Below are 20,433 nucleotides of genomic sequence, written 5' to 3'. Positions count from 1 at the left end.
CTCTAGCTGTCGGGCTGCTCGATCACCTGGGCGATGTAGAGCGCTTCACCCAGCTTCTCCACCAGCTCCAACTGCGTGTCGAGATAGTCGATGTGATGCTCCTCGTCCTCCAGGATCGACTCGAAGATGCCCTTGGACGTGTGGTCACCCTTGCCCCGCATCACATCGATACCGCGCTTGAGCCGGTCGATGGCCTCCACCTCGACCTCGCGGTCCGCCCGGAACATCTCGGTGACCGTCTGGCCGACGCGCACATGGAAGAGCCGCTGGTAGTTCGGCAGTCCCTCCAGGAAGAGGATCCGGTCGGTCAGCAGTTCCGCGTGCTTCATCTCGTCGAACGACTCGGTGCGGGTGTACTTCGCGAGCTTCGTCCAGCCGAAGTTCTCCTGCATCTTCGCGTGCAGAAAGTACTGGTTGATCGCGGTCAGCTCGGCCGTCAGCTGTTCGTTGAGGAATTCGAGGACCTCAGGGTCGCCCTGCATCGCAGGCTCCTTCCGGGGCGGGACTGGGCAAGTGGCCGCATCTTCGCACCGCACCCGGAGGCCGTCCAGTAAGTGCACGCTTAGTATGACTTGTCCGTATTGGTGAGGGTCGGTTCTCCCAGGAGTGCCCGGCGACGGCCCGGAGCCGCGACCGGCCCCGTGCGGTGACAGCCCGTGCTGTGACCGGCCCCGTTGTGACAGCCCCGTGCTGTGACCCGCCCCGCGTTGTGACAGCCCCGCGCCCGGTGGCGTCAGCCGTCGCGCAGCTTCTTCAGCCGCTCCACGTCCGCCGCGTGTCCTTCCCTGCCGCCCGGAGTCTCGATCACCAGCGGCACACCGGCGGTCGCCGGGTGCGTGAACAGCTCACGGAACGGCTCCTCGCCGATGTGGCCCGCGCCGATGTTCTCGTGCCGGTCCTTGTGCGCGCCCGCCACGTCCTTCGAGTCGTTGGCGTGGATCAGCTTGAGCCGCCCCTCGCCGACCGTCTCCACCAGCAGATCGAGCGTCTGCCGCATCCCGTGCGGGCCCGTGAGGTCGTGCCCGGCCGCGAAGATGTGACAGGTGTCCAGGCAGATGCCCAGCTTGGGATGGGAGTCGAGCGCGTCGAAGTACGGGCCGAAGTCCCAGGTCCGTGAGCAGAGCGAGGAGCCCTGGCCGGCGGTCGACTCCAGCAGCAGATACGGATCGTCGTCGTGCGTCAGCTCGTCCAGCAGCGGCAGCATCCGCTCCCGTACCTGCGCGAGCGCCGTCTCGCGGGAACGGCCGCCGGTCGCCGAGCCCGTGTGGACGACGACGCCGAGCGCGCCTGTCTCCCGGCCCCGGCGCAGGCTGTGCCGCAGGGAGACCACCGACTTCTCGGCGGTCGCCTCGGTGCTCGACCCGAAGTTGATCAGGTACGGGGCGTGCACGTACGCCGGGATGCCCTCGGCCGCGCACTCCGCGAGGAACCGCTCGTCCTGCGCCGGGTTCCCGGCGGGCGTCGCCCAGCCGCGCGGATTGGCGGCGAAGACCTGGACGGTCTCCGCGCCCAGCTCACGTGCGTAGGCCAGGCCGGTCGTGGCGAGGCCGCCGGCCACGGGGACATGGCCGCCGACGGGGTTGCGCATGAAAAATCAGAGTCCCTTGGTCTTGAGCGTGATGGTGCTGCCCTCGGGGGCCTGTTCACCGGCCTTCACGGACTGTTCGGTGACGGTGTTGTCCAGGAACGGGAAGGCGCGGTCGACCTCGACCGCGAAGCCCGCCGCTTCGAGCCTGGCCTTCGCCGCGGGCAGCCGCAGTCCCGTGACATCGGGAACGTCGAGCTGCCGGGGTCCCTTGGACAGCGTCAGCGTGATGCCGTCGCCCCCGGCCAGCTGGGAGCCCTCCGCCCGGGACTGCTTGGCCACGTTGCCCGCGTCCTCGGGCGAACTCACCCGGGTCGGCGCGATCGTGACCTTCAGTCCGAGATCTTCCAGCTCGGCGGTGGCGTCGTCCGCGGACTCGCCCGTCACATCCGGCAGGTCGATCGGGCTGCCCTTGCTCACGACCAGTGCCACCGCGGAGTCCGGCCGTACGGCGGTTCCCGCCTCCGGCTTCGCGCTGATCACGGCGGACTGCTCCACGTCCTCGTCGAACGTCCGGGTGACGACCCCGGCGGCCAGCCCGGCCTTCTTCAGCGCGGCGTCCGCCTCGGCGAAGGACCTGCCCACCAGGTCGGGGACGTGCACGATCTCCGGCCCACGCGAGATGACGACGGTCACGGGACCGCGGCCCCTGACCCGGGTGCGCGGCCCGGGATCGCTGCTCATGACCGTGCCGCGCTCGAAGGTGTCGCTGAAGCCTCGGCTCGTGCGCATGTCGAGACCGGCGTCGGCCAGACGGTCCTTCGCGCGCTGCTCGCTCTGGCCGAGCAGCGCCGGGACGCGCGTGAACTGGCCGGAGTTGATGTACCAGACCCCGGCGCCCGCCCCGAACACCAGCAGGACACCGACGACCATCGCGATGAGCCCGCGCCTGCGGCGGTCGGGGGAGACCGGCAGGCGGTGCGTGGGCGGCTCGTCCGGCGGCACCATCTCCAGCCGGCTGGTGTGCTGCGGCACAGGTGTGTCCAGCTCCGCCGTCACGGCGGGCAGGAGCTGCGGAAGCACCGTCGTACGGCCCTCAGGAGAGGACCCGCCCGGGCTGTCCTCCCTGGCCTGCGGCGGTACGGCGTCCAGCTGCGCGTCGTCGAGCGCCGCGCGGGTCTCGCGGACCAGCGCGAGCAGCGCCACCGCGTCGCGCGGACGTACGTCGGGATGACGGGCCGTGGCCGCCGCGACCAGGTCGTCCAGACCCGCGGCGAGTCCGGGGACGGCGGCGGACGGCGGGGGCACGTCCTCGTTCAGATGCCGGTAGAGGATCTGCGCGGTGGTGTCACCGGTGTGCGGCTTGGCGCCGGTCAGCATTTCGTAGAGAACGACCCCGCAGGCGTACACATCCACCCGGGTGTCGGACGTGCCGGCCTCGATCTGCTCGGGCGCGAGGTAGGACACCGTACCGAGGACCGTGCCCGTGGTGTTCGTGACGTCACCGACGCCCCGTACGAGACCGAAGTCGGCGACCTTGACCCGGCCGTCATCCCCTATCAACACGTTCTCCGGCTTCATGTCCCGGTGGACGAAGCCGGCGCGGTGTGCGGCGCCGAGCGCGGCGAGCACCGGCTCCAGGATGTCCAGCGCGGCCCGCGCCGGGAGTGCGCCGCGCTGCCGCAGCACGTCGCGGAGCGTGCATCCGTCCACGTATTCCATCGCCAGATAGACGTACGCGCCCTGTGCGCCCTGGTCGAAGACGCCGACCACATTGGGGTGCGACAGGCGCGCCACGGATTTCGCCTCACGGATGAAGCGCTCCACGAAGGTGGCGTCCGCCGCGAGGGCGGGATGCATCACCTTGAGCGCCAGGACACGGTCGAGCCGGGTGTCGACCGCCCGGTAGACCGTGGCCATCCCGCCGACGGCGATGCGGGCGTCGACGCGGTAGCGGCCGTCGAGCACCTGCCCGACAATCGGGTCCTTGAGGGTCGTATCCACGCGCCGAGTCTACGAGCCGCGCGCGGCGCGTCCGCATACCCGGGGTGAACCGGTACCCGTTCCGCAGCCGAGCTGTGACACCACCCGGTACTCGCCGCTACTCGCCGCCGCCCGCCGGAGAGAACGCGGGCCGCTCGGGATCCAGTGCCGCCAGGCCCTCCGCCGGGGACGACGCCGTCGCGAAGTGGCGGCGCGGGATACGGCCCGCGCGGTGGGCGAGGCGGCCGGCCTCCACCGCGTGCCGCATCGCCTCGGCCATCAGTACCGGCTCCCGCGCACGGGTGACGGCGGAGGCCAGCATCACGGCCGCGCACCCCAGTTCCATGGCGAGCGCGGCGTCCGACGCGGTGCCCGCGCCCGCGTCCAGGACGACCGGCACGCGCGCCTGTTCCACGATCAGCTGGAAGTTGTGCGGGTTGCGGATGCCGAGGCCGGAGCCGATCGGTGAGCCGAGCGGCATGATCGCCGCGCAGCCCACGTCCTCCAGTTTCCTGGCGAGCACCGGATCGTCGTTCGTGTACGGCAGGACCGTGAACCCGTCGTCCACCAGCGTCTCCGCCGCGTCCAGCAGCTCGATCGGGTCGGGCAGCAGCGTGCGTTCGTCGGCGACGACCTCCAGCTTGACCCAGTCCGTGCCCAGAGCTTCGCGGGCGAGCCGCGCGGTGAGGACCGCCTCGCCGGCGGTGAAGCAGCCCGCCGTGTTGGGCAGGACGCGGATGCCGAGGGACGTGAGCACGGACAGGACGGAGCCCCGCACCGCGGGGTCGAGGCGCCGCATGGCGACGGTGGTGAGTTCGGTGCCTGAGGCGGCCAGGGACCGTTCCAGGACGTCGGGGCTGGGCGCTCCGCCCGTCCCCATGATCAGCCGGGAGGTGAACCCGGTGCCGGCGATGACGAGCGTGTCGTCGGCCATGGTGCTCAGCCTCCCTGGACGGCGGTGAGGACTTCGACCCGGTCGCCGTCCCCGAGGACGGTGCCCTGCCACCGGGTGCGCGGGACCACCGTCTCGTTGACGGCGGCGGCGACACCCGAGGGCGCGGGGGTCAGGGCGGCGACCAGGACGTCGAGCGTGGTCGCCGGGGCGAGCGCGTGCGGCTCTCCGTTCACGGAGACGGTGACGGTGACGGCGGCGCCGTCCGTGGGACCGACGGGGTTCATACGGGCTGCTCCTGACGTACGGAGGCGGCGGGGCCTGCGGTGGCGGGGCCTGTGGGGAGGTGGCCTGTGGCTGTGGGAAAGCGCAGAGGGGTGAAGGAGCGGGCCACCTCGGGAAGTTCGCCGGTGGTCAGCACCGTGGCCATCACCTCGCCCGTGACGGGGGCGAGGAGCACGCCGTTGCGGTGGTGGCCGGTGGCCAGATGCAGTCCCGGCAGCGCCGTGGGACCGAGCAGGGGCGCGTTGTCGGGCGATCCCGGACGCAGTCCCGCCCGGGTCTCGGTGAGCGGCAGTTCGGTGATGCCGGGGACCAACTCGTGCGCGTCCCGCAGCAGTCCGTACACCCCGCCCGCCGTGACCGTGGTGTCCCAGCCCAGTTCCTCCGTGGTGGCGCCGACGACCAGCTCGCCGTTCTCGCGCGGTACGAGGTAGATCTGGCTGCCCCGCACCACGGCCCGCACGGTCCTGGACAGGAACGGCGGGCGCCCGGGAGGCATCGTCAGCCGCAGGATCTGCCCCTTGACCGGCCGTACCGGCGGCAGGACTTCGGCGGGCACGCCCGCGAGCCCGCCGCTGCGACTGCCGCCCGCCAGCACCACCTGGTCCGCGTGGACCTGCCGCCCGCCGGCCAGCACGGCACCGGCCGCCCGGCCGCGTACCACCGACAGCCGGTCGGCCCAGGCGCGGTGGAAGACCACCCCGGCCCGTTCGCACGCGGTCAGCAGGGCGGCGGACAGCCTGCGCGGATCGATCTGATGGTCGCCCTCGACCCGCAGGCCCCCGCGCACGCCCGGCGCGAGCATCGGCTCCAGACGGCGGCACTCGCGCCCCGTGAGCCAGTCGGACGTCAGACCGGAACCCTGCTGGAGGACGTGCAGTTCACGCAGCTGGGCGCGGTCGTCCGCGTCCAGCGCCACGGCGAGCGTGCCGCACGCGCGATAGCCGGTCCCCCGGCCGCTCGCCTCCTCCAGCTCCGTGACGAAGTCCGGATAGCGCTGTACGGAGGCCAGGTTGAGCCCGAGCAGCGTCTGCTCGCCGTAGTGGAGTTCGGTGACGGCGGCGAGCATGCCGGCCGCGACCTGCGCGGCGCCGCCGCCGGGAAGCGGATCGGCGACGGCGGTACGCAGCCCGCGCTGCGCCGCACGCCACGCCGTGACCAGGCCGACGATCCCGCCACCGATGATCAGGACGTCGGAGCCCGAGGGCCGCTCGGACGGCTGACCGGGCGGATGAGCGGATGGCTGACCGGAACGATGACCGGATGACTGACTGGTTGGACGAGATGACTGCATGGGCGTCCAGCCCCTCCCTTCGCCGGCATGACCCGGATCAGGTTCGTACGGTCGGAGGCTGCGTCGGCCTCCCTCTCAGCCCGGTGCGTCCGGGCTCCCGCGAGGTAGTTTCCCGCGCCAGACTAGCGTCCGCTCCCGCCGCCCGGTAAGGCGACGGCGCGGGGGCGGGGAACCACCGTTCCCTGACAGGGCGTCAGCTGTTTAAGGTGAGCGGGTGAGCGAGCAGCGGACAGAGACGGAACAGTGGCGCGTCGTCATCGTCGGCGCGGGCATGGCGGGGGTGCAGACCGCGGTGGCCCTGCGCGAGCGCGGGCACCGGGGCCCGATCACCCTGATCGGCGCGGAACCGCACCCGCCCTACGACCGGCCGCCGCTCTCCAAGGCGCTGCTGCTCGGCACGGCGGAGCACTCCACCTTCGACATCGACTTCGACGCGCTCTCCGTCGAGCTGAGGCTCGGCGTCGAAGTCACCGCGCTGCGCCCCGGGGAACGTGAGCTGGACACCGCGGCAGGCCCGCCCGTCCCGTACGACATCCTCGTCATCGCCTGCGGCGCCGAACCCATCACGATGCCCGGCTCGGAAACCGCCGCGGCGGACGGCGTCCACCCGCTGCGCACGCTGGACGACGCCGAGCGGCTGCGCCCGGTGCTCGCGCGGCGGCAGGACATCGTGATCGTCGGCGCGGGCTGGATCGGCGCGGAGTTCGCGACGGCCGCCCGCGAGGCCGGCTGCGCCGTGACCGTGGTCGAGGCCGCGGACCGGCCGCTCGCGGGCGCGCTGCCCGCCGAGGTCACCGCTCCGATGGCGCACTGGTACGCGCAGAGCGGCGCCGAACTGCTGACCGGCACGCGCGTGGCGGGCGTGCGGCCCGGCTCGGTGCTCCTCGCGGACGGGCGCGAACTGGCGGCTGAAGCGGTGGTCGTCGGCATCGGGGCCCGCCCCGCCACCGGCTGGCTGGCCGGCTCCGGGATCGGCCTCGGCCCCGACGGCGCGATCGCCGCGGACGAGAAGCTGCGCGCCTCGCTGCCCGACGTGTACGCCGTCGGCGACTGCGCGTCCTTCCCTTCCGCGCGCTACGGCGAACGGCTGCTCGTGCACCACTGGGACAACGCCCTGCAGGGACCCCGTACGGTCGCCGCCCTGATCGCGGGTGAGGGCGAGGCGGTCTACGACCCGGTCCCGTACTTCTGGTCCGAGCAGTTCGGCCGCTTCGTGCAGTACGCGGGGCACCACGCGGGGGCCGACCGGCTGGTGTGGCGCGGCGACCCGGAGGGCGCCGCCTGGTCGGTGGTGTGGCTGCGGGAAGGCGCTCTGGTCGCGCTGCTGGCCGTGGGCAGGCCCCGCGATCTGGCCCAGGGACGCAAGCTGATCGAGGCCGGGGCGCGACTGGATCCGGAGCTGGCCGCCGACGCCTCCGTACCGCTGCGGAAGTCCGTTCTCCAGCCGTCCTGAAGCGTTCTCCGGCCCTTCCGCGAGGGGAACGGCGAGGTCCATGAGGGGCACGCCGCCCGGTTCCGGGTACCGTCTGTCAGTCCGGGATGGCAGGCTTGTTCCTGTGACCGAGATTGACGCAAAGATCGATGCCCTCGTCCCCGAGTGGCTGCACCTGCCCGACATCGCCGAAATCTTCGATGTCCAGGTGACGCGTGTGCGGCAGCTGGTGAAGGAAGGCCAGCTGATCGCCGTGCGCCGCGGTGAGAACCGCGCGCTCCAGGTGCCCGCCGCCTTCATTGACGGCAACAAGATCGTCAAGGGCCTCACCGGGACCCTGACGCTCCTGCGGGATGTCGGCTGGACTGACGAAGAGATGCTGGAATGGCTCTTCACCGCCGACCCGACCCTGCCGGGCACGCCCGCGCAGGCGCTCAGTGAGAATCGTGGCACGGAGGTGAAGCGCCGGGCCCAGGCGCTCGCCTTCTGACGGCCGTACCACTCGCGGTACCGGGGGCGGCGGCGCGCCCGACCGCGCGCGTGAATGAGCGCGCGTGAGCGCCGTCGCCCGTACCGCGCACCGACGGGACACCCGTCCCGCATCCGCTCTGGGGGGAATCCCGCATGTCCACAGCTCGCACAGCGCCGACAGCTCGCGCGGCGCTGTCCGACGCCCGTCTCTACCTGTGCACGGACGCGCGCAGGGCGCGAGGAGACCTCCCGGAGTTCCTGGACGCCGTGCTGGCATCCGGTGTGGACGTCGTGCAGCTGCGCGACAAGGGCATGGAGGCAGCGGAGGAGCTGGACCACCTCCAGGTCTTCGCCGACGCCTGCCGCCGCCACGGCAAGCTCCTCGCCGTGAACGACCGCGCCGATGTGGCCCATGCCATCGGCTCTGACGTACTGCATCTGGGGCAGGGCGACCTCCCGGTCCCGGCGGCCCGCGCCATCCTCGGCGGCACGCCGCTGATCGGCCGCTCCACCCACGCGGAGGCAGAGGTGGACGCGGCGGTCGCCGAGCCCGGCGTGGACTACTTCTGCACGGGCCCGTGCTGGCCCACCCCGACGAAGCCGGGGCGGTACGCGCCGGGGCTCGGCCTCGTCCGTTACGCCGCCTCGCTGGCCACGGACCGGCCGTGGTTCGCGATCGGCGGGATAGCCGCCGGCAATCTCGAAGAGGTACTGGACGCCGGTGCGCGCAGGATCGTCGTCGTACGGGCGATCACGGAAGCGCCGGATCCGGCGGCGGCGACGGCCGCGCTGGCGAAGCGGGTCAGGGAGCGCGGGTAGCCGTCGCGTCCGGGAGCGCGGTGTGCCCTGAGGCCGTGCGCCCGGAGGCGCGGGCTCGGACGCGCGCGCTCGGATACCTTGTGCCCGGAGGTGGGCCGCCCGGATACCGCGCGCCCGCAGAAGCGCGGTCCGGAGAAGCGCGGTCCGGAAATCCGCAGTGCGGATATGGTCGGACAATGCGACCAATCCGTGTCCGCGATGTGAACAGCCTCGCGGCAATCCCGGCGAAAGCGCCCGATCGGGTTGGGACACCGCCTCGCCCTCGTTAACCTGCACGTATGGCTTTCGGTACAGCTTCGACCTGGGCGGATCACGCAGACACCGTGCGTGATCTGCTCGCGGCCGGGCCCACATATTCCTTCGAGTTCTGGGCACCGAAGACCGAGAAGGGTGAGCGCAACCTCTGGAACGCATTGCGCCGTATTGAAGCGGTGGCCCCGGGTTTCGTCTCCGTGACGTACGGCGCGGGCGGCTCCACCCGCGAGGGCACCGTCAAGGCCACCGAGCGGATCGCCGCCGACACGACCCTCACGCCGGTCGCGCACCTCACGGCCGTCGACCAGTCCGTGGCCGAACTGCGCAATATGATCGGGCAGTACGCGAACGCCGGCATCCGCAACATCCTCGCCGTACGCGGTGACCCGCCCGGCGACCCCATGGGCGAGTGGGTCGAGCATCCGCAAGGGGTGCGCTACGCGGCCGAACTGGTCAGGCTGATCAAGGAGTCGGGGGACTTCTGCGTCGGAGTGGCCGCCTTCCCCGAGATGCATCCGCGTTCCGCGCGGTGGGACGACGACGTCCGGCACTTCGTGGACAAATGCCGTGCGGGCGCCGATTACGCGATCACACAGATGTTCTTCGAACCCGAGAGTTATCTGCGGCTGCGCGACCGGGTCGAGGCCGCCGGTTGCGTAACTCCGATCATTCCCGAGATCATGCCGGTCACCAGTGTCAGACAACTGGAACGGCTGCCACAGCTGAGTACAGCTGTCTTCCCGGCCGAGTTGAAAGAGCGGATCCTCTCCGTCAAGGAGGATCCCGCGGCTGTACGCTCCATTGGCATCGAGTTCGCGACGGAGTTCTGCGCACGGCTCCTTTCCGAGGGAGTCCCCGGGTTGCACTTCATTACACTCAACAACTCCACTGCGACGCTCGAAATCTACGAGAATCTCGGACTGCACGAGCAGTCGTGACCGGCCGCACCCGCCCTGTCCCAGGGCGGCGGCCGCAAGAGGGGGGCGGGCATGGGCTGGACGGTCCTCTACATCGCATTCGGCATCGTGGCGCTGTGGCTGCTGGGTGAGGTACTGCTTCAGTACAAGGCGCGGCTGCGCTGGCGGGCACTCGCCTTCACCGGGTTCCTCGGGGTCGTCCTCGGCGTCCTCATGCCCAACGTCTTCGTCATCGTGCTGGGGGCGATCGCGTTCGCGGTCGGCCAGACCTTTGTCACCCTCTCCTTCCGCCGCGGTTTCTCCACCGGCTGGTCGCTCGGCGGCAGCCCCGGTGCCAGCCGCCGCCGCAAGAGCCCGGCGCCGGCCGCGGACCGTGAGCCCAGCCTCGAAGTCTCCGATCTGGAGTACGAGCCGTCGGAGCTGTCGGAGCCTCCGGCCCCGCCGATGGGGAACGCCTCGGTCTACGAGCCGCAGCCCATGCCCGAGGACACCGGGCAGTACGGCGTCTACAACGACACGGCGTACGGGACGAGCCAGGCGGACCAGCCCCACCAGCCCCATCAGCAGGGCGAGTACGGCGGTTACGACTCCTACCCCGGCTACGAACAGCCCGCCGGCCAGGGCGCGTACGGCTCGCAGGAGACCTACGCGAACCACGACGCGTACCCGGGGCAGGGCGGCGCCTATCCGGAGCAGGACGCGCAGGACACCTACACGGCGCAGGACGCCCACACGGGACAGGACGGTTACGCGGGGCAGGACACCTACGCGGCGCAGACCGGGTACCCGGCGCAGGGGCAGGACGCCTACGCGACGCAGTACGACTACGGCACGGAGCAGCAGCAGTACGCCGCCTACTCCGACCCGTACATCGGCTCCTCGAACGGCGGCCAGCAGTACGGCTCGTACGACGACTACGGCGGCCGGCAGCAGTACGCCGATCCCTACGCGAACCAGCAGTACGGCGCGGAGACACCGCCCGGCGGGGTGTGGGTCCCGCAGCAGCGCGACACCGACCAGGCCGCCCCGCCGCAGGATCAGTCGCAGCAGTACGGCTACGACCCCAACTACAACGAGCAGCAGCACTACTGACGGCCCGTAGAGCCCGCACAACCGGTCGGCGGGGTCCTACCAGGGCACGGTCTGACCCGAGCGGTCCAGATAGGCCAGACCGGGCATGCCCTGCCTGGACAGCAGGACATCCACCAACAGCGGGACGCTCTCATCGAGGGTGAACGGCGCGTCCGGCCCCCCGAGCGCGGTGCGGATCCAGCCCGGCGCCAGGAGGACGAAGGCGCGCCGCGTCCCGGCCTGCCGGGCCGCGAAGCCGCGCATGAACATGTTCAGGGCCGCTTTGCTTCCCCGGTAGACCTCACGGCCGCCGGTCGTGTTGTTCGTGATACTGCCCTGCCCGGACGACATCGCCCCGATCAGTCCGGTGGGGGACACGAGGTCTTCGAGCGCTTCGATGACGCGCATGGGGCTGAGCGCGTTGGTGACCATCACCTCGACGAAATCGGCTGTCGGAACCGAGCCGATCGGTGTCTCCTGATTGTTCGTGGTGCCCGCGCTGACCAGGAGCAGGTCGAGCCGGCGCTCCGCGAGACGCTTGCGCAGCGGCGGCAGGTGGTCGGGCTCGTTGATGTCGAGATGCTCGATGGCGACGCGACCGCCGGCCCGGTCCGCGAGATCGTGCAGGGGCGTGCGGGCCGTGGTGTCGCGGACCGTGCCGATGACGTCCCAGCCCCTGTCCAGGAATTCGGCCGCCATCGCGTGGCCGAGTCCGCGCGAGGCCCCGATGATGAGAGCGGTCGGCGCGTGCCGGCCCGTGTCAGTCGATGACATCGGCGTCATCTCCGTTCTTTGCGTGGCGAGTTCACTTTGTACGTCGGTCACCGGGACCCCGGATCACCGCCAGGCCCGGCGTGTCCTCAATAAACGGGATCAGGCTCCGGACCACGCCGCGCCGCGCCGGTGTTCAGCGCGAGCCCTGGAAGTCCGGCCCTTCGACGATCAGCCCGGCGACGAGCGTCCCCGACATCCCGGCGTGCGCGAGCCCGCCACCCGGGTGTGCCCAGCCGCCCGCCAGGTAAAGCCCGGACAGCAGCGTGGAGTTGGCCGGCCGCAGCAGTCGGCCCGCCGCTCCCGCCAGCGCGGGAGCGGGCACGGAGCCGCCCTCCGCGCCCGTCTCGCGGGCGGTGTCGGCGGGCGTCCGCACCTCGCGCCAGAGCAGCCGGTCCGCCAGCCCGGGCACGGCCGCGCCCGCGGCCGCCACCAGCACATCGGCGTACCGCTCGCGCAGTGCGGCGTCGGACCAGTCGACCGGGCCCTGCGGCGGAACGGTCGCGGTGAGCGTCACCGCCTCATGGCCGTCGTCCGGGCGGGTGGCCGCGTCGTCCGGCCGCAGCACGGTGACGGTGGGGCGCTCCGCCGTCCGGCCGGCGAAGACCGCGGCGGCCTCGGCGCGGCCCGCCGGGGCGTGCACCACCGTCCGGTGCGCGGTGTCCGAAGGCCGGGCGCCGCGCAGCGCCAGCAGCACCGTGAAGCGGCCGGGCACCGGAGCGCCGGCCGCCTCCCGGGGCCGTATGTCCCCGTCACGCCACAGGGCCGGCTCCACGAGCCCGGCAGGCCCGGCGCCCGCCACCACCCGGTCCGCCGCCACGAGCGAGCCGTCCGCCAGCTCGATGCCCGCCGCCGCGCCGTCCTTCTCCACGATCCGCGTCACCTCGGCCCCGAACACGAACGTCACCCTGCGGGCGAGACACCGCTCGTACACCGCACGGGCCAGCGCCCGCATCCCGCCCTCGGCGTACCAACTGCCGAACGTCTGCTCCATGTAAGGCAGCAGAGCCGCGCTTCCCGGGGTGTGCCGGGGGTCGAGCCCGTACGCCAGGGCGTAGCTGTCCAGCAGCGTGGCCAGCCGGGGATCCGCCAGCTCCTGATCGCCGATCTCGGCGAGGGTGGCGGCCGTCCGGGGGCCGCGCAGCAGTCGGCGCTGCCGCAGCGCCGGATACGGATCGCGCCCGAGGACCTGCCAGTTCGGCCACAGGGGCTCTTCGAGCAGCGGACGTCTCGACCGGTCCCAGGACTCCCGGGCCCGGACGAGGAATTCGCCCCAGCGGGCGCCCGCGCCGGCGCCGAGCGCCGCGTCCAGCGCGCCGACGACCCCGGCCCGCGACGCGTTCGGCAGGCTCACGCCGGTGCCGTCGGCGAAGAGATGCCGGCTCGACGGATCGACCTGCCGGAGCGCGACGCACTTCTCCAGGGGCTCCTTGCCGGTCTTCACGAACAAGTCGCGGTAGACGGCGGGCAGATGCAGCAGCCCGGGTCCGGTGTCGAACGCGAAACCGGCACGCTCGAAGAGGCCCACCGAGCCGCCGTACGTCGCCGAGCGCTCGTACACCGTCACCCGGTGGCCCGCCACGGCCAGCCGCGCGGCCGCCGCCATAGCGCCCATCCCGGCGCCGATCACCGCAATCTCTGCCATGCCGGAAACCCTATCCGGGACCACTGACAGTCACCGCGGTGGTTCGGGTACTCCGCTCATCGCCTGCTGCCTCTCCGCACGCCGTTGCGCTCTGCGACGGAAGAAGGCACGGATCCTGCGGGCCAGGAACACGAGCGTCACGAGGCCGAGCACCAGCAGCATGCCCGCGATGACGGCGGCCGCCACCGGATGGAAGATCGCGAAGGTGATGATCCCGCCGACGCCCAGATCCTCGGCCAGGCTCACCACGATATTGCTGAACGGTTCCGGCGAGCTGTTGATCGCCATCCGGGTGCCCGCCTTCACCAGATGACTCGCCAGGGCCGTCGAACCGCCGACCGCGCCCGCCGTGATCTCCTGCAGCGAGCCGCTGTCCCCGGCGAGCAGCGCGGCGACCACCGCACCGGCCACCGGTCTGATCACCGTATGGACGGAGTCCCAGACGGAGTCGACGTACGGGATCTTGTCCGCCACCGCCTCGCAGAGGAAGAGCACACCGGCGGCGATGAGGACATCGGTGCGCTGAAGCGACTCGGGCACCTCGTCGGTCAGCCCGGTCGCGCCGAATATGCCGAGGAACAGGACCACCGCGTAGGCGTTGATCCCGCTGGCCCAGCCGCTGGTGAAAACGAGAGGGAGTACGGACACGGACGCGATCGTAACCACTGAGTACCCGTACTCAGCAAGGGAGATGAGTAGGGACGCGGGTATACCGCCACCCGCGCGGACGGAAGAGTGGAGATCACGGAAGGGGCGCGGCACCGGCACCGCCGGCACGGGGCGGCGGAACGGTGCGGCTCCCCTGACGTGACGCGGGGAGATCGTCGGGGCGGTCACCGGGGGGTTCGCCCGGGGGAACGGGAAAACGGGGGAGCAGGGGGGAAACGACCGGTCCGTTGAGACTTCTCGGGGGAGAGCCTCAACGGACCGGCGTACGTCCGTTCACCGCCCGCCGACCCGGCCGTGCAGCAGCCGCGAGAGCGCCGCGTGCACGTCGTCGACCGACCGCTCGGGCTGGAACGCCTGCCAGTCCAGCGCCGCCACGAGCACCATCCCGACCAGCGCCGCCGCCGTCAGCGGAATGTCGATCTCCCGGCTCAGCTCGCCGCCCTCGACGGCCTCCTTGAGCACGGTCTCGACCACGGCCACCGCCTGCTGACGTACCACCAGCAGCGTCGGCTGCCACGCCCTGTTGGTGCGCCACAACTCGGCGACGTACAGCTGGGTGAAGGCCGGGTAATCGTCGATGAAGCCCAGGCCCGCCCTGATCATCCCGTCCAGCGCCTCGATCCTGGTACCGCCGCGTGCCGCGGTCTCGTCGGCGGCGGCCTGGAGCGAGGAGGTGAGCAGCCCGACGCCGTACCGCAACAACTCCTCGAACAGCTCGGTCTTGCTCTTGAAGTTGTAGTAGACCGTGCCCTTGGCGACTCCGGCGCGCTCGGCGATCTCGTCCACGGTCGTCGCGGAGAAGCCCTGCTCGGCGATGAGCGTCACCGCGGCGTCGTAGAGCTTCTGCCGGGTGGCCCGGCGGCGGGTGCTGCTGCTGTCCATGGCGGCGATTCTCACAGGTCCCGCGGTACGCGGCCACACAGACCGGCCACGCCGGGATCCGGCACTCCGGACCGCGGCGGCCGGCTCCGCAGCGCCCACGGTCGTCAGCGCCAGCGCGGCCGCCGTGAACGCGGTGAGGACCGCGCACGCCTCCCAGACCGGCCCGATACCGCCGCCCGTGATGAGTCTGCGCAGCGCCTCGACCACGTAACTCATCGGCAGGAAGGGGTGGATGGCGTTGAAGAAGCCGGGGCTCGTCTGGATGGGACAGGTGCCGCCGGCCGAGGTCAGCTGGAGCATCAGCAGTGGCCGCCGAGCGCGAAGTGGCCGGGAAAACGCGGTGGGTGCGGGCCCGGGCCGAGGAACTGCCCGCCGGGCTCGGGACGTTCACCGTCGCGGTCTTCGCCCAGTCCTTCCACTGGATGGACCGCGACCTGGTCGCGGCGACCGTCAGGGACATGCTCAGGCCCGGCGGAGTGCTGGTGCACATCGCCGACGTGAAGACGGAAAACCTGACCGTTGACGGTCTTCCGCATCCCGCGGTGCCGTATGCGGCGATGGGCGAGCTGGTCAGGTACTACTTGGGACCGGCCAGACGAGCGGGCCGGGGTGTGCTGGCGCACGGAACGCCCAGCGGTGAGGCGGCGGTGCTCGCCCGGGCGGGATTCACCGCTCCCCGGCGCCATGTCGTTCCCGGCGGACAGGCGCTGGAACGCACGAGTGACGACGTCGTCGCGGGGGTGTTCTCCCTGTCGTACTCGGCGCCGCACCTGTTCGGCGCGTGCCGCGACGCCTTCGAGGCGGACCTGCGCCGGTTGCTGCGGGAGGTCTCGCCGTCGGGACTGTTCTCCGAACGCGGGCCGAGTACCGAGGTCTTCGTCTGGCCGAAAGGGCCCGCGGGTCGGGGCTCCGCCGCCTGACCAGATGAATGACAGCGACTCCGAGGCGGAGGGAAGCGTGTGCGGTACTGCGGAGATGTCGGCTTCGAGACGCTGACCCGCCGGACAAGGCCTAGTTGCCTGAGCCGGAGGGCCAACTGGCACTTCGATAGTTGGCCTCGCTCTGACCTGGGGAAACATCTCTTCGAGAGGGCTGCCCGTGGCGCCTTAAGCGGCCAAGAGGGACGCTAGGAGCGTGAGTTGTGCAGGCGTCGCGTCCGCTCCAGCAGCACGGAAAGTGCCTCTGTATCGCCGGGATGGACGATCGCGTTCTCGTCATCGCCGGGTGGTTCGAAGCGGGCGAAGAAGTCGTCGAGTGCGTCCGGGGGGACGGCGAGGGCATTTGCGTCGGCCCGCAGATTCCGCTCGGTGAGGCGACGCAGCAACTCGTCTCGGCTGGTGGGCAGGTGGACGAGGACGGGGAGGCCGCCCGCCGTGCGGGCGGCCTCCTTCCATGCGTCGCGGTCTGTGCGTCGCCACAGGCCGTGGTCCAGGACCACGTCGTGGCGGGCTTCCAGGTTCGCCGTGAACTGCCTGCGGATTGTTGCCAGGGCGGGGCGTTCGCGGGCGAAGTAGGTGTCCTCGGGGTAGTCGACGCCGTAGCGGCCGTGCAGGCGATGGACTTCCTCGTCCACGGACAGCCGGGTGAAGCCGCGCCCGGCCAGGGCCTGGGCGAGCGTCGTCTTCCCGGATCCGGTGAGGCCGGCGAGGAGAACCGCGAGGGGTGGCACGCTCTTCAGCCCTTTGCCGGCGGTCGATCGGTGGGCCCCGTCATTGTCCCTCCTCTCTGCCAGCCTCGGTGTGAGGACGCCAGGCGGTGTGGATGGCCCGGGCCTCGGCGGGCCAGCTGTGGGGCATCCGGTCCAGGCTCACGCGGCGGAACGCGAAGCGCGGGTCGGCTGCGTTCACGCTGCCCCGATGCCGGTCGACGTGGGCGAGGACCAGGCAATCAACGTCGGCGTCAACGTCAGCATCCTGCCTCCTTCCCGTGCAGGGCGAGGGCGGTCCGGGTCAGGAAGTCGGCCTGCTCGGCGGCGCTCCGCATGTCCAGTGCCTTCGGCGCGCCGGGGCCCGGCAGGTCGAAGGGCCGGCGCACCAAACCCTCCAGAACCTTGGTGAGAGAAGCAGGGTCTCCGGTGGTGAAGATCCGGGCCCAGGGCTGGTCCCGCAGCCGTGCGGTGAGGTCCGGGTCGTGGTCGGAGACAATCAGCGGCACGCCGTAGCGGACCGTGTCCATCACAAGCCCGGACTCCTTGCCCACGCCCGGGTGCCGGGTCACAAGGGCCGCGTCGACAGCGGCGTAAACCAGCCTCAGCATCGGTTCGCTGAGCGGTCCACGCTCGGTGTGGAGCCGGACCTTCGGCAGGGCCACCTCCGACCGCGCCCTGACCGCCGCCCTCTCCGGGGCTGACGCGCTGACCATCGCTGAGGCCCACCGGATGGTCTCCAGCTCTTGGCGCCGCCAGGGCCACTACGCCCGCGCCACCGACGTCGCGGTCACCGCCGCCGAGCAGCTGGCCACCGACCGCACTGCACCCGAGACCGAGCGGCTCTCGGTGCAGGGCAACCTGTACGCGACCGCCGCCTACACCGCCGCCAAGCAGGGCGACCGCCGAACCGCCCACACTCTGATCGCCGAAGCCGAAGCCACCGCGAAGCGCCTCGGCCAGGACCAGTCACCCGGCGGTACGGCGTTCTTCGGCCCCAGCCAGGTGCTGCTGCACCAGATCTCCATCAGCCACCTCCTCGGCGACGCCGGTACGGCCATCGACCACGCCCGCAGCGTCGACACCAGACAGCTGCCGACCGCGGAGCGCCGTGCCCGCTACTGGATCGATGTCGCGCGCTCCTTCGACCAGTGGAACAAACCCGAACGCTGCTACCGCGCCCTCCTCGCCGCCGAAGAGGCCGCACCGCAAGAAGTCCGCCCCACCGCAGTACGCACCATGACGGCCGGCCTCATGCGCCATGACCGCACCCTGCCCGGCGTACGGTCCTTCGCCCACCGCGTCGGCGCACTCGCCTGACACCCGGCCCTCCGCTCCCCAGAGCCATGTCGTTCCCGGCGGACAGGCGCTGGAACGTGCGGCCCCGCAGGGCGGGGCTCTGTCGTCTGACCACCGGACCGCGCCAACACCGCAGGTCAGGGCCGATTGTCAGTGGTCGCCCGCACGATGGGTACATACGGCTACAGAGCCGTCACGCGACGACAGGAGGTTCGTCATGGCCAGTCCCTACGCCGACGCCGCGCGCCGGCGGACGACAGGCGGCCCTGCACCCTCGCTGACCGGTCCGCCGGGTGATGTCCACCCCGTCCTGCGGCAGGGTGGCGCACCGCCCGCAGCCCTCGATCTGCTCGCCCAGGCCCATAGCGGACTCGACGAGGCCGCGGCCCTGGAAATTCCGAACGAGCGGTACGCCACGGCCCACCTCGCCGCCCTGCGCGCGGCGGCCGCGGTGCTCGCCGTCCGGGGCCGTCCGGAGACCACCCCGCAGCGGCGCAGGCGGATCCGCAGCGCCTGGGACGTTCTGCCCGAAATAGCGCCCGAGCTGTCCGAGTGGAGCGCCCTGTTCGCCGCGGGTGCCTCGCGCAGGGCGCGTGCGGAGGCGGGCATACGGGGCGCGGCGGGCCGCCGCGACGCGGACGATCTGCTGCGCGACGCCGCCATGTTCCTGCGCCTGGTGGAGCGGCTGCTGGCGCTGTCGCCTGTTCTGCCCGAGCCGAGGGCCGAACAGCCGGGGCGGGGTGGTGCCGCCGGGTGATGCCGCCGGGGTGACCGGAGACGACCAGCACCTGCCTCAGGCAATAGGGTGGGCCCGAGCCCGCCTGTTCAACGCCCCGCTGTCAGGGGCGGCACCGCGCCGAGGAGTCAACTGCCGTGTCGGACACGTCCCCTGTATTCGGTGGCGAGACGCCGTCGCGCCCCCGCGGCTCCCTGCGTACGTCCGTGGTCTGGGACGTCCTCACGGGCGCCCTGGACGACCGCGCCAAGGCGGCGGGAACGGACGTCCTGGACGTCCTGGACACGGGCGGCGGCACCGGCAACTTCGCCGTGCCCGTCGCACGTCTCGGCCATCGGGTCACCGTCGTCGACCCCAGCCCCAACGCGCTGTTCGCGCTGGAGCGCAGGGCCGCCGAGGCCGGGGTCGCCGACCGCGTGCGCGGGGTCCAGGGGGACATCCACGGCCTGTTCGACGTGGTCGAGCGCGGCGGATACGACGCGGTGCTCTGCCACGGCGTCCTGGAGTACGTGGACGACCCCGCCGAGGGCCTGCGGAACGCGGTGGACGCCCTGCGTCCCGGCGGAGCGCTCAGCCTGCTCGCGGCGGGTCTCGGCGGCGCCGTGCTGGCCCGTGCGTTGGCCGGGCATTTCACGGAGGCCAGGCAGGCGCTCACCGACCCGGCGGGCCGCTGGGGCGAGGGAGACCCGGTGCCCAGGCGCTTCACCGCCGAACAGCTCACCGGCCTGGTCGGCGGAGCCGGCCTCGCGGTCGGGGCCGTGCACGGCGTCCGGGTCTTCGCCGACCTGGTCCCGGGCGGTCTCGTGGACACCGAGCCGGGAGCCATGGAAGCGCTGCTGAAGCTGGAGGCGGCCGCCGCCGGGCTGCCGGCCTTCCACTCCATCGCGACCCAGCTGCATGTTCTCGGCGAGAAGCAGCGCTGAATCCGGGCCGGTCCGTGGCCGATCCCCGGCCGATCCGGGGCTGTCCGGGCGCCGAACGGGCAGCTGATCAGCGGTGAAGCCGCGCATGCGGTGCGCCACCGGCCCCCCGGTGGCGCGCTCCGCGCCGTATGATCGGGGTACACCATCCGGCATGACGGTTCGATGCTTGGGGAATCAACCTCAACAGCCGAGCCGGCAGGCGGCCCGGAATGGCGATTTGGTGTTGAGGGCGGGTTTCACGGGGGCGATTCCCTGCCTATCCTGAAGGGGCCGCATACCGGTCGCCCCCCGCGACCGACGACTAGGAGGACTCCGTGCCGCTCTCGGAGCACGAGCAGCGAATGCTCGAGCAAATGGAGCGAGCGCTGTACGCCGAAGATCCCAAGTTCGCGACAGCGCTTGAGGGAAGCGGGCTGCGTACATACACCCGGCGACGGGTCTATCAGGCGGTCGTGGGCTTCCTGGTGGGTATCGCGCTCCTCATGTCCGGAATGGTCGCCCAGCAGATCTGGATCAGCGTGGTGGGGTTCCTCGTCATGCTCGGCTGTGCGGTTCTGGCGGTCACCGGCTGGCGCAAGGCACCCAAGCCGGGCGAGCAGCCGGCGTCCGGTGGCCAGGTGGCCGGCCGACGGCAGTCCAGACCGCGACGCGGAATGATGAACCGCATCGAGGAGCGGTGGCAGCGCCGCCAAGACGAACGGGGCCAGTGAGCCAGGATTTACCTCTGAGGGGCGGACGCGTAAAGCGTCCGCCCCTCAGCCATGTGCGCCGGCCCGCCAGTGAGCCCGCCAGCCAGCCAGATGGTCCCGACCGCCAGGTCCGGCCGACTGGACCGCCGGTCCGGCCGGCCGGACCTGGCGGTCGGCCGGGCAGCTGGTCCGGCCCGGCCGGGGGCCGGGCGTGAGCCCCGGCCCTCCTATCT

General features: G+C 71.7%; 22 protein-coding genes and 1 riboswitch. Of the genes, 10 read left to right on the top strand and 12 right to left on the bottom strand.

What is annotated here, in order from left to right:
• Positions 1–2 precede the first annotated feature (2 nt).
• The 6 genes from bfr to thiO form a co-directional block, all read right to left on the bottom strand.
• A complete protein-coding gene (gene bfr / locus ACIP6N_RS05335; protein ID WP_401813048.1) occupies positions 3–482 on the bottom strand; it encodes a bacterioferritin in 480 nt (159 codons plus the stop codon).
• Positions 483–733: 251 nt separating this feature from the next.
• Entirely contained in the window at positions 734–1,588 is an 855-nt protein-coding gene (locus ACIP6N_RS05330) for a deoxyribonuclease IV (protein ID WP_401813046.1), read from the bottom strand.
• A 6-nt stretch (positions 1,589–1,594) separates the two neighbouring features.
• Positions 1,595–3,529 carry a Stk1 family PASTA domain-containing Ser/Thr kinase gene (gene pknB, locus ACIP6N_RS05325; protein WP_401813044.1) on the bottom strand — a complete coding sequence of 645 codons (1,935 nt, stop codon included), beginning with the start codon at positions 3,527–3,529 and terminating at the stop codon, positions 1,595–1,597.
• Between the two features lie 97 nt (positions 3,530–3,626).
• Positions 3,627–4,442, bottom strand: coding sequence for a thiazole synthase (locus ACIP6N_RS05320; RefSeq protein WP_401813043.1), 816 nt, complete (start codon positions 4,440–4,442; stop codon positions 3,627–3,629).
• A 5-nt stretch (positions 4,443–4,447) separates the two neighbouring features.
• A complete protein-coding gene (thiS, locus tag ACIP6N_RS05315; protein ID WP_401813041.1) occupies positions 4,448–4,687 on the bottom strand; it encodes a sulfur carrier protein ThiS in 240 nt (79 codons plus the stop codon).
• Entirely contained in the window at positions 4,684–5,976 is a 1,293-nt protein-coding gene (gene thiO / locus ACIP6N_RS05310; protein WP_401813040.1) for a glycine oxidase ThiO, read from the bottom strand. Before thiO ends, thiS begins: the two co-directional genes overlap by 4 nt.
• A riboswitch (TPP riboswitch) is annotated at positions 5,974–6,087 on the bottom strand. (Overlaps the previous gene by 3 nt.)
• Positions 6,088–6,247: 160 nt before the next feature.
• On the opposite strand from thiO, the gene ACIP6N_RS05305 reads away from it, so the two are divergent.
• The 5 genes from ACIP6N_RS05305 to ACIP6N_RS05285 all read left to right on the top strand — a co-directional run bounded on the left by ACIP6N_RS05305 (position 6,248) and on the right by ACIP6N_RS05285 (position 10,962).
• Positions 6,248–7,429, top strand: a complete 1,182-nt coding sequence (locus tag ACIP6N_RS05305) for an NAD(P)/FAD-dependent oxidoreductase (protein WP_401813499.1) — start codon at positions 6,248–6,250, stop codon at positions 7,427–7,429.
• 103 nt (positions 7,430–7,532) lie between these two features.
• On the top strand, positions 7,533–7,898 hold the full coding sequence (locus ACIP6N_RS05300) for an Rv2175c family DNA-binding protein (RefSeq protein ID WP_401813039.1): 366 nt from the start codon (positions 7,533–7,535) through the stop codon (positions 7,896–7,898).
• A gap of 134 nt (positions 7,899–8,032) precedes the next feature.
• Positions 8,033–8,698 carry a thiamine phosphate synthase gene (gene thiE / locus ACIP6N_RS05295; RefSeq protein WP_401813038.1) on the top strand — a complete coding sequence of 222 codons (666 nt, stop codon included), beginning with the start codon at positions 8,033–8,035 and terminating at the stop codon, positions 8,696–8,698.
• Between the two features lie 278 nt (positions 8,699–8,976).
• Complete coding sequence (gene metF, locus ACIP6N_RS05290; RefSeq protein WP_401813037.1) at positions 8,977–9,891, top strand: methylenetetrahydrofolate reductase [NAD(P)H]; 915 nt, start codon at positions 8,977–8,979, stop codon at positions 9,889–9,891.
• Positions 9,892–9,942: 51 nt separating this feature from the next.
• Positions 9,943–10,962, top strand: coding sequence for a hypothetical protein (locus ACIP6N_RS05285; protein WP_401813035.1), 1,020 nt, complete (start codon positions 9,943–9,945; stop codon positions 10,960–10,962).
• A gap of 36 nt (positions 10,963–10,998) precedes the next feature.
• Here the strand turns inward: ACIP6N_RS05285 and ACIP6N_RS05280 are convergent, their stop codons facing one another.
• The 4 genes from ACIP6N_RS05280 to ACIP6N_RS05265 form a co-directional block, all read right to left on the bottom strand.
• Positions 10,999–11,715 carry an SDR family oxidoreductase gene (locus tag ACIP6N_RS05280; protein ID WP_401813034.1) on the bottom strand — a complete coding sequence of 239 codons (717 nt, stop codon included), beginning with the start codon at positions 11,713–11,715 and terminating at the stop codon, positions 10,999–11,001.
• Positions 11,716–11,848: 133 nt separating this feature from the next.
• Positions 11,849–13,357, bottom strand: coding sequence for a phytoene desaturase family protein (locus tag ACIP6N_RS05275; RefSeq protein ID WP_401813033.1), 1,509 nt, complete (start codon positions 13,355–13,357; stop codon positions 11,849–11,851).
• A gap of 30 nt (positions 13,358–13,387) precedes the next feature.
• Positions 13,388–14,005 (bottom strand): DUF4126 domain-containing protein, encoded by a 618-nt coding sequence (locus ACIP6N_RS05270; RefSeq protein WP_401813032.1) that lies wholly within the window; start codon positions 14,003–14,005, stop codon positions 13,388–13,390.
• A gap of 294 nt (positions 14,006–14,299) precedes the next feature.
• Complete coding sequence (locus ACIP6N_RS05265) at positions 14,300–14,908, bottom strand: TetR/AcrR family transcriptional regulator (RefSeq protein WP_401813497.1); 609 nt, start codon at positions 14,906–14,908, stop codon at positions 14,300–14,302.
• A 305-nt stretch (positions 14,909–15,213) separates the two neighbouring features.
• Between ACIP6N_RS05265 and ACIP6N_RS05260 the strand changes: the two genes are divergently transcribed.
• On the top strand, positions 15,214–15,828 hold the full coding sequence (locus tag ACIP6N_RS05260; RefSeq protein WP_401813030.1) for a methyltransferase domain-containing protein: 615 nt from the start codon (positions 15,214–15,216) through the stop codon (positions 15,826–15,828).
• Between the two features lie 206 nt (positions 15,829–16,034).
• On the opposite strand, the gene ACIP6N_RS05255 is transcribed toward ACIP6N_RS05260, so the two are convergent.
• Together ACIP6N_RS05255 and ACIP6N_RS05250 are read right to left on the bottom strand one after the other, a co-directional pair.
• Positions 16,035–16,577 (bottom strand): AAA family ATPase, encoded by a 543-nt coding sequence (locus tag ACIP6N_RS05255; protein ID WP_401813029.1) that lies wholly within the window; start codon positions 16,575–16,577, stop codon positions 16,035–16,037.
• Positions 16,578–16,813: 236 nt separating this feature from the next.
• The gene (locus ACIP6N_RS05250; protein ID WP_401813027.1) at positions 16,814–17,164 is read right to left on the bottom strand and encodes a hypothetical protein; all 351 of its coding nucleotides are present in this window, start codon (positions 17,162–17,164) and stop codon (positions 16,814–16,816) included.
• Positions 17,165–17,189: 25 nt separating this feature from the next.
• On the opposite strand from ACIP6N_RS05250, the gene ACIP6N_RS05245 reads away from it, so the two are divergent.
• The 4 genes from ACIP6N_RS05245 (at position 17,190) to ACIP6N_RS05230 (ending at position 20,221) form a co-directional block, all read left to right on the top strand.
• Complete coding sequence (locus tag ACIP6N_RS05245) at positions 17,190–17,873, top strand: hypothetical protein (RefSeq protein ID WP_401813026.1); 684 nt, start codon at positions 17,190–17,192, stop codon at positions 17,871–17,873.
• 196 nt (positions 17,874–18,069) lie between these two features.
• Positions 18,070–18,609: an SAV_6107 family HEPN domain-containing protein gene (locus ACIP6N_RS05240; RefSeq protein ID WP_401813024.1), complete on the top strand. Its 540-nt coding sequence runs from the start codon at positions 18,070–18,072 to the stop codon at positions 18,607–18,609.
• A gap of 116 nt (positions 18,610–18,725) precedes the next feature.
• Positions 18,726–19,511 carry a methyltransferase gene (locus ACIP6N_RS05235; protein ID WP_401813022.1) on the top strand — a complete coding sequence of 262 codons (786 nt, stop codon included), beginning with the start codon at positions 18,726–18,728 and terminating at the stop codon, positions 19,509–19,511.
• A gap of 314 nt (positions 19,512–19,825) precedes the next feature.
• Complete coding sequence (locus ACIP6N_RS05230) at positions 19,826–20,221, top strand: DUF3040 domain-containing protein (protein WP_401813020.1); 396 nt, start codon at positions 19,826–19,828, stop codon at positions 20,219–20,221.
• Positions 20,222–20,433 lie beyond the last annotated feature (212 nt).

It is taken from the genome of Streptomyces sp. NPDC088725, assembly GCF_044751305.1.
GTDB lineage: Bacteria > Actinomycetota > Actinomycetes > Streptomycetales > Streptomycetaceae > Streptomyces.
The sequence above is the reverse complement of the archived record's forward strand: the minus strand, read 5'-3'. Positions and strand labels throughout refer to the sequence as shown.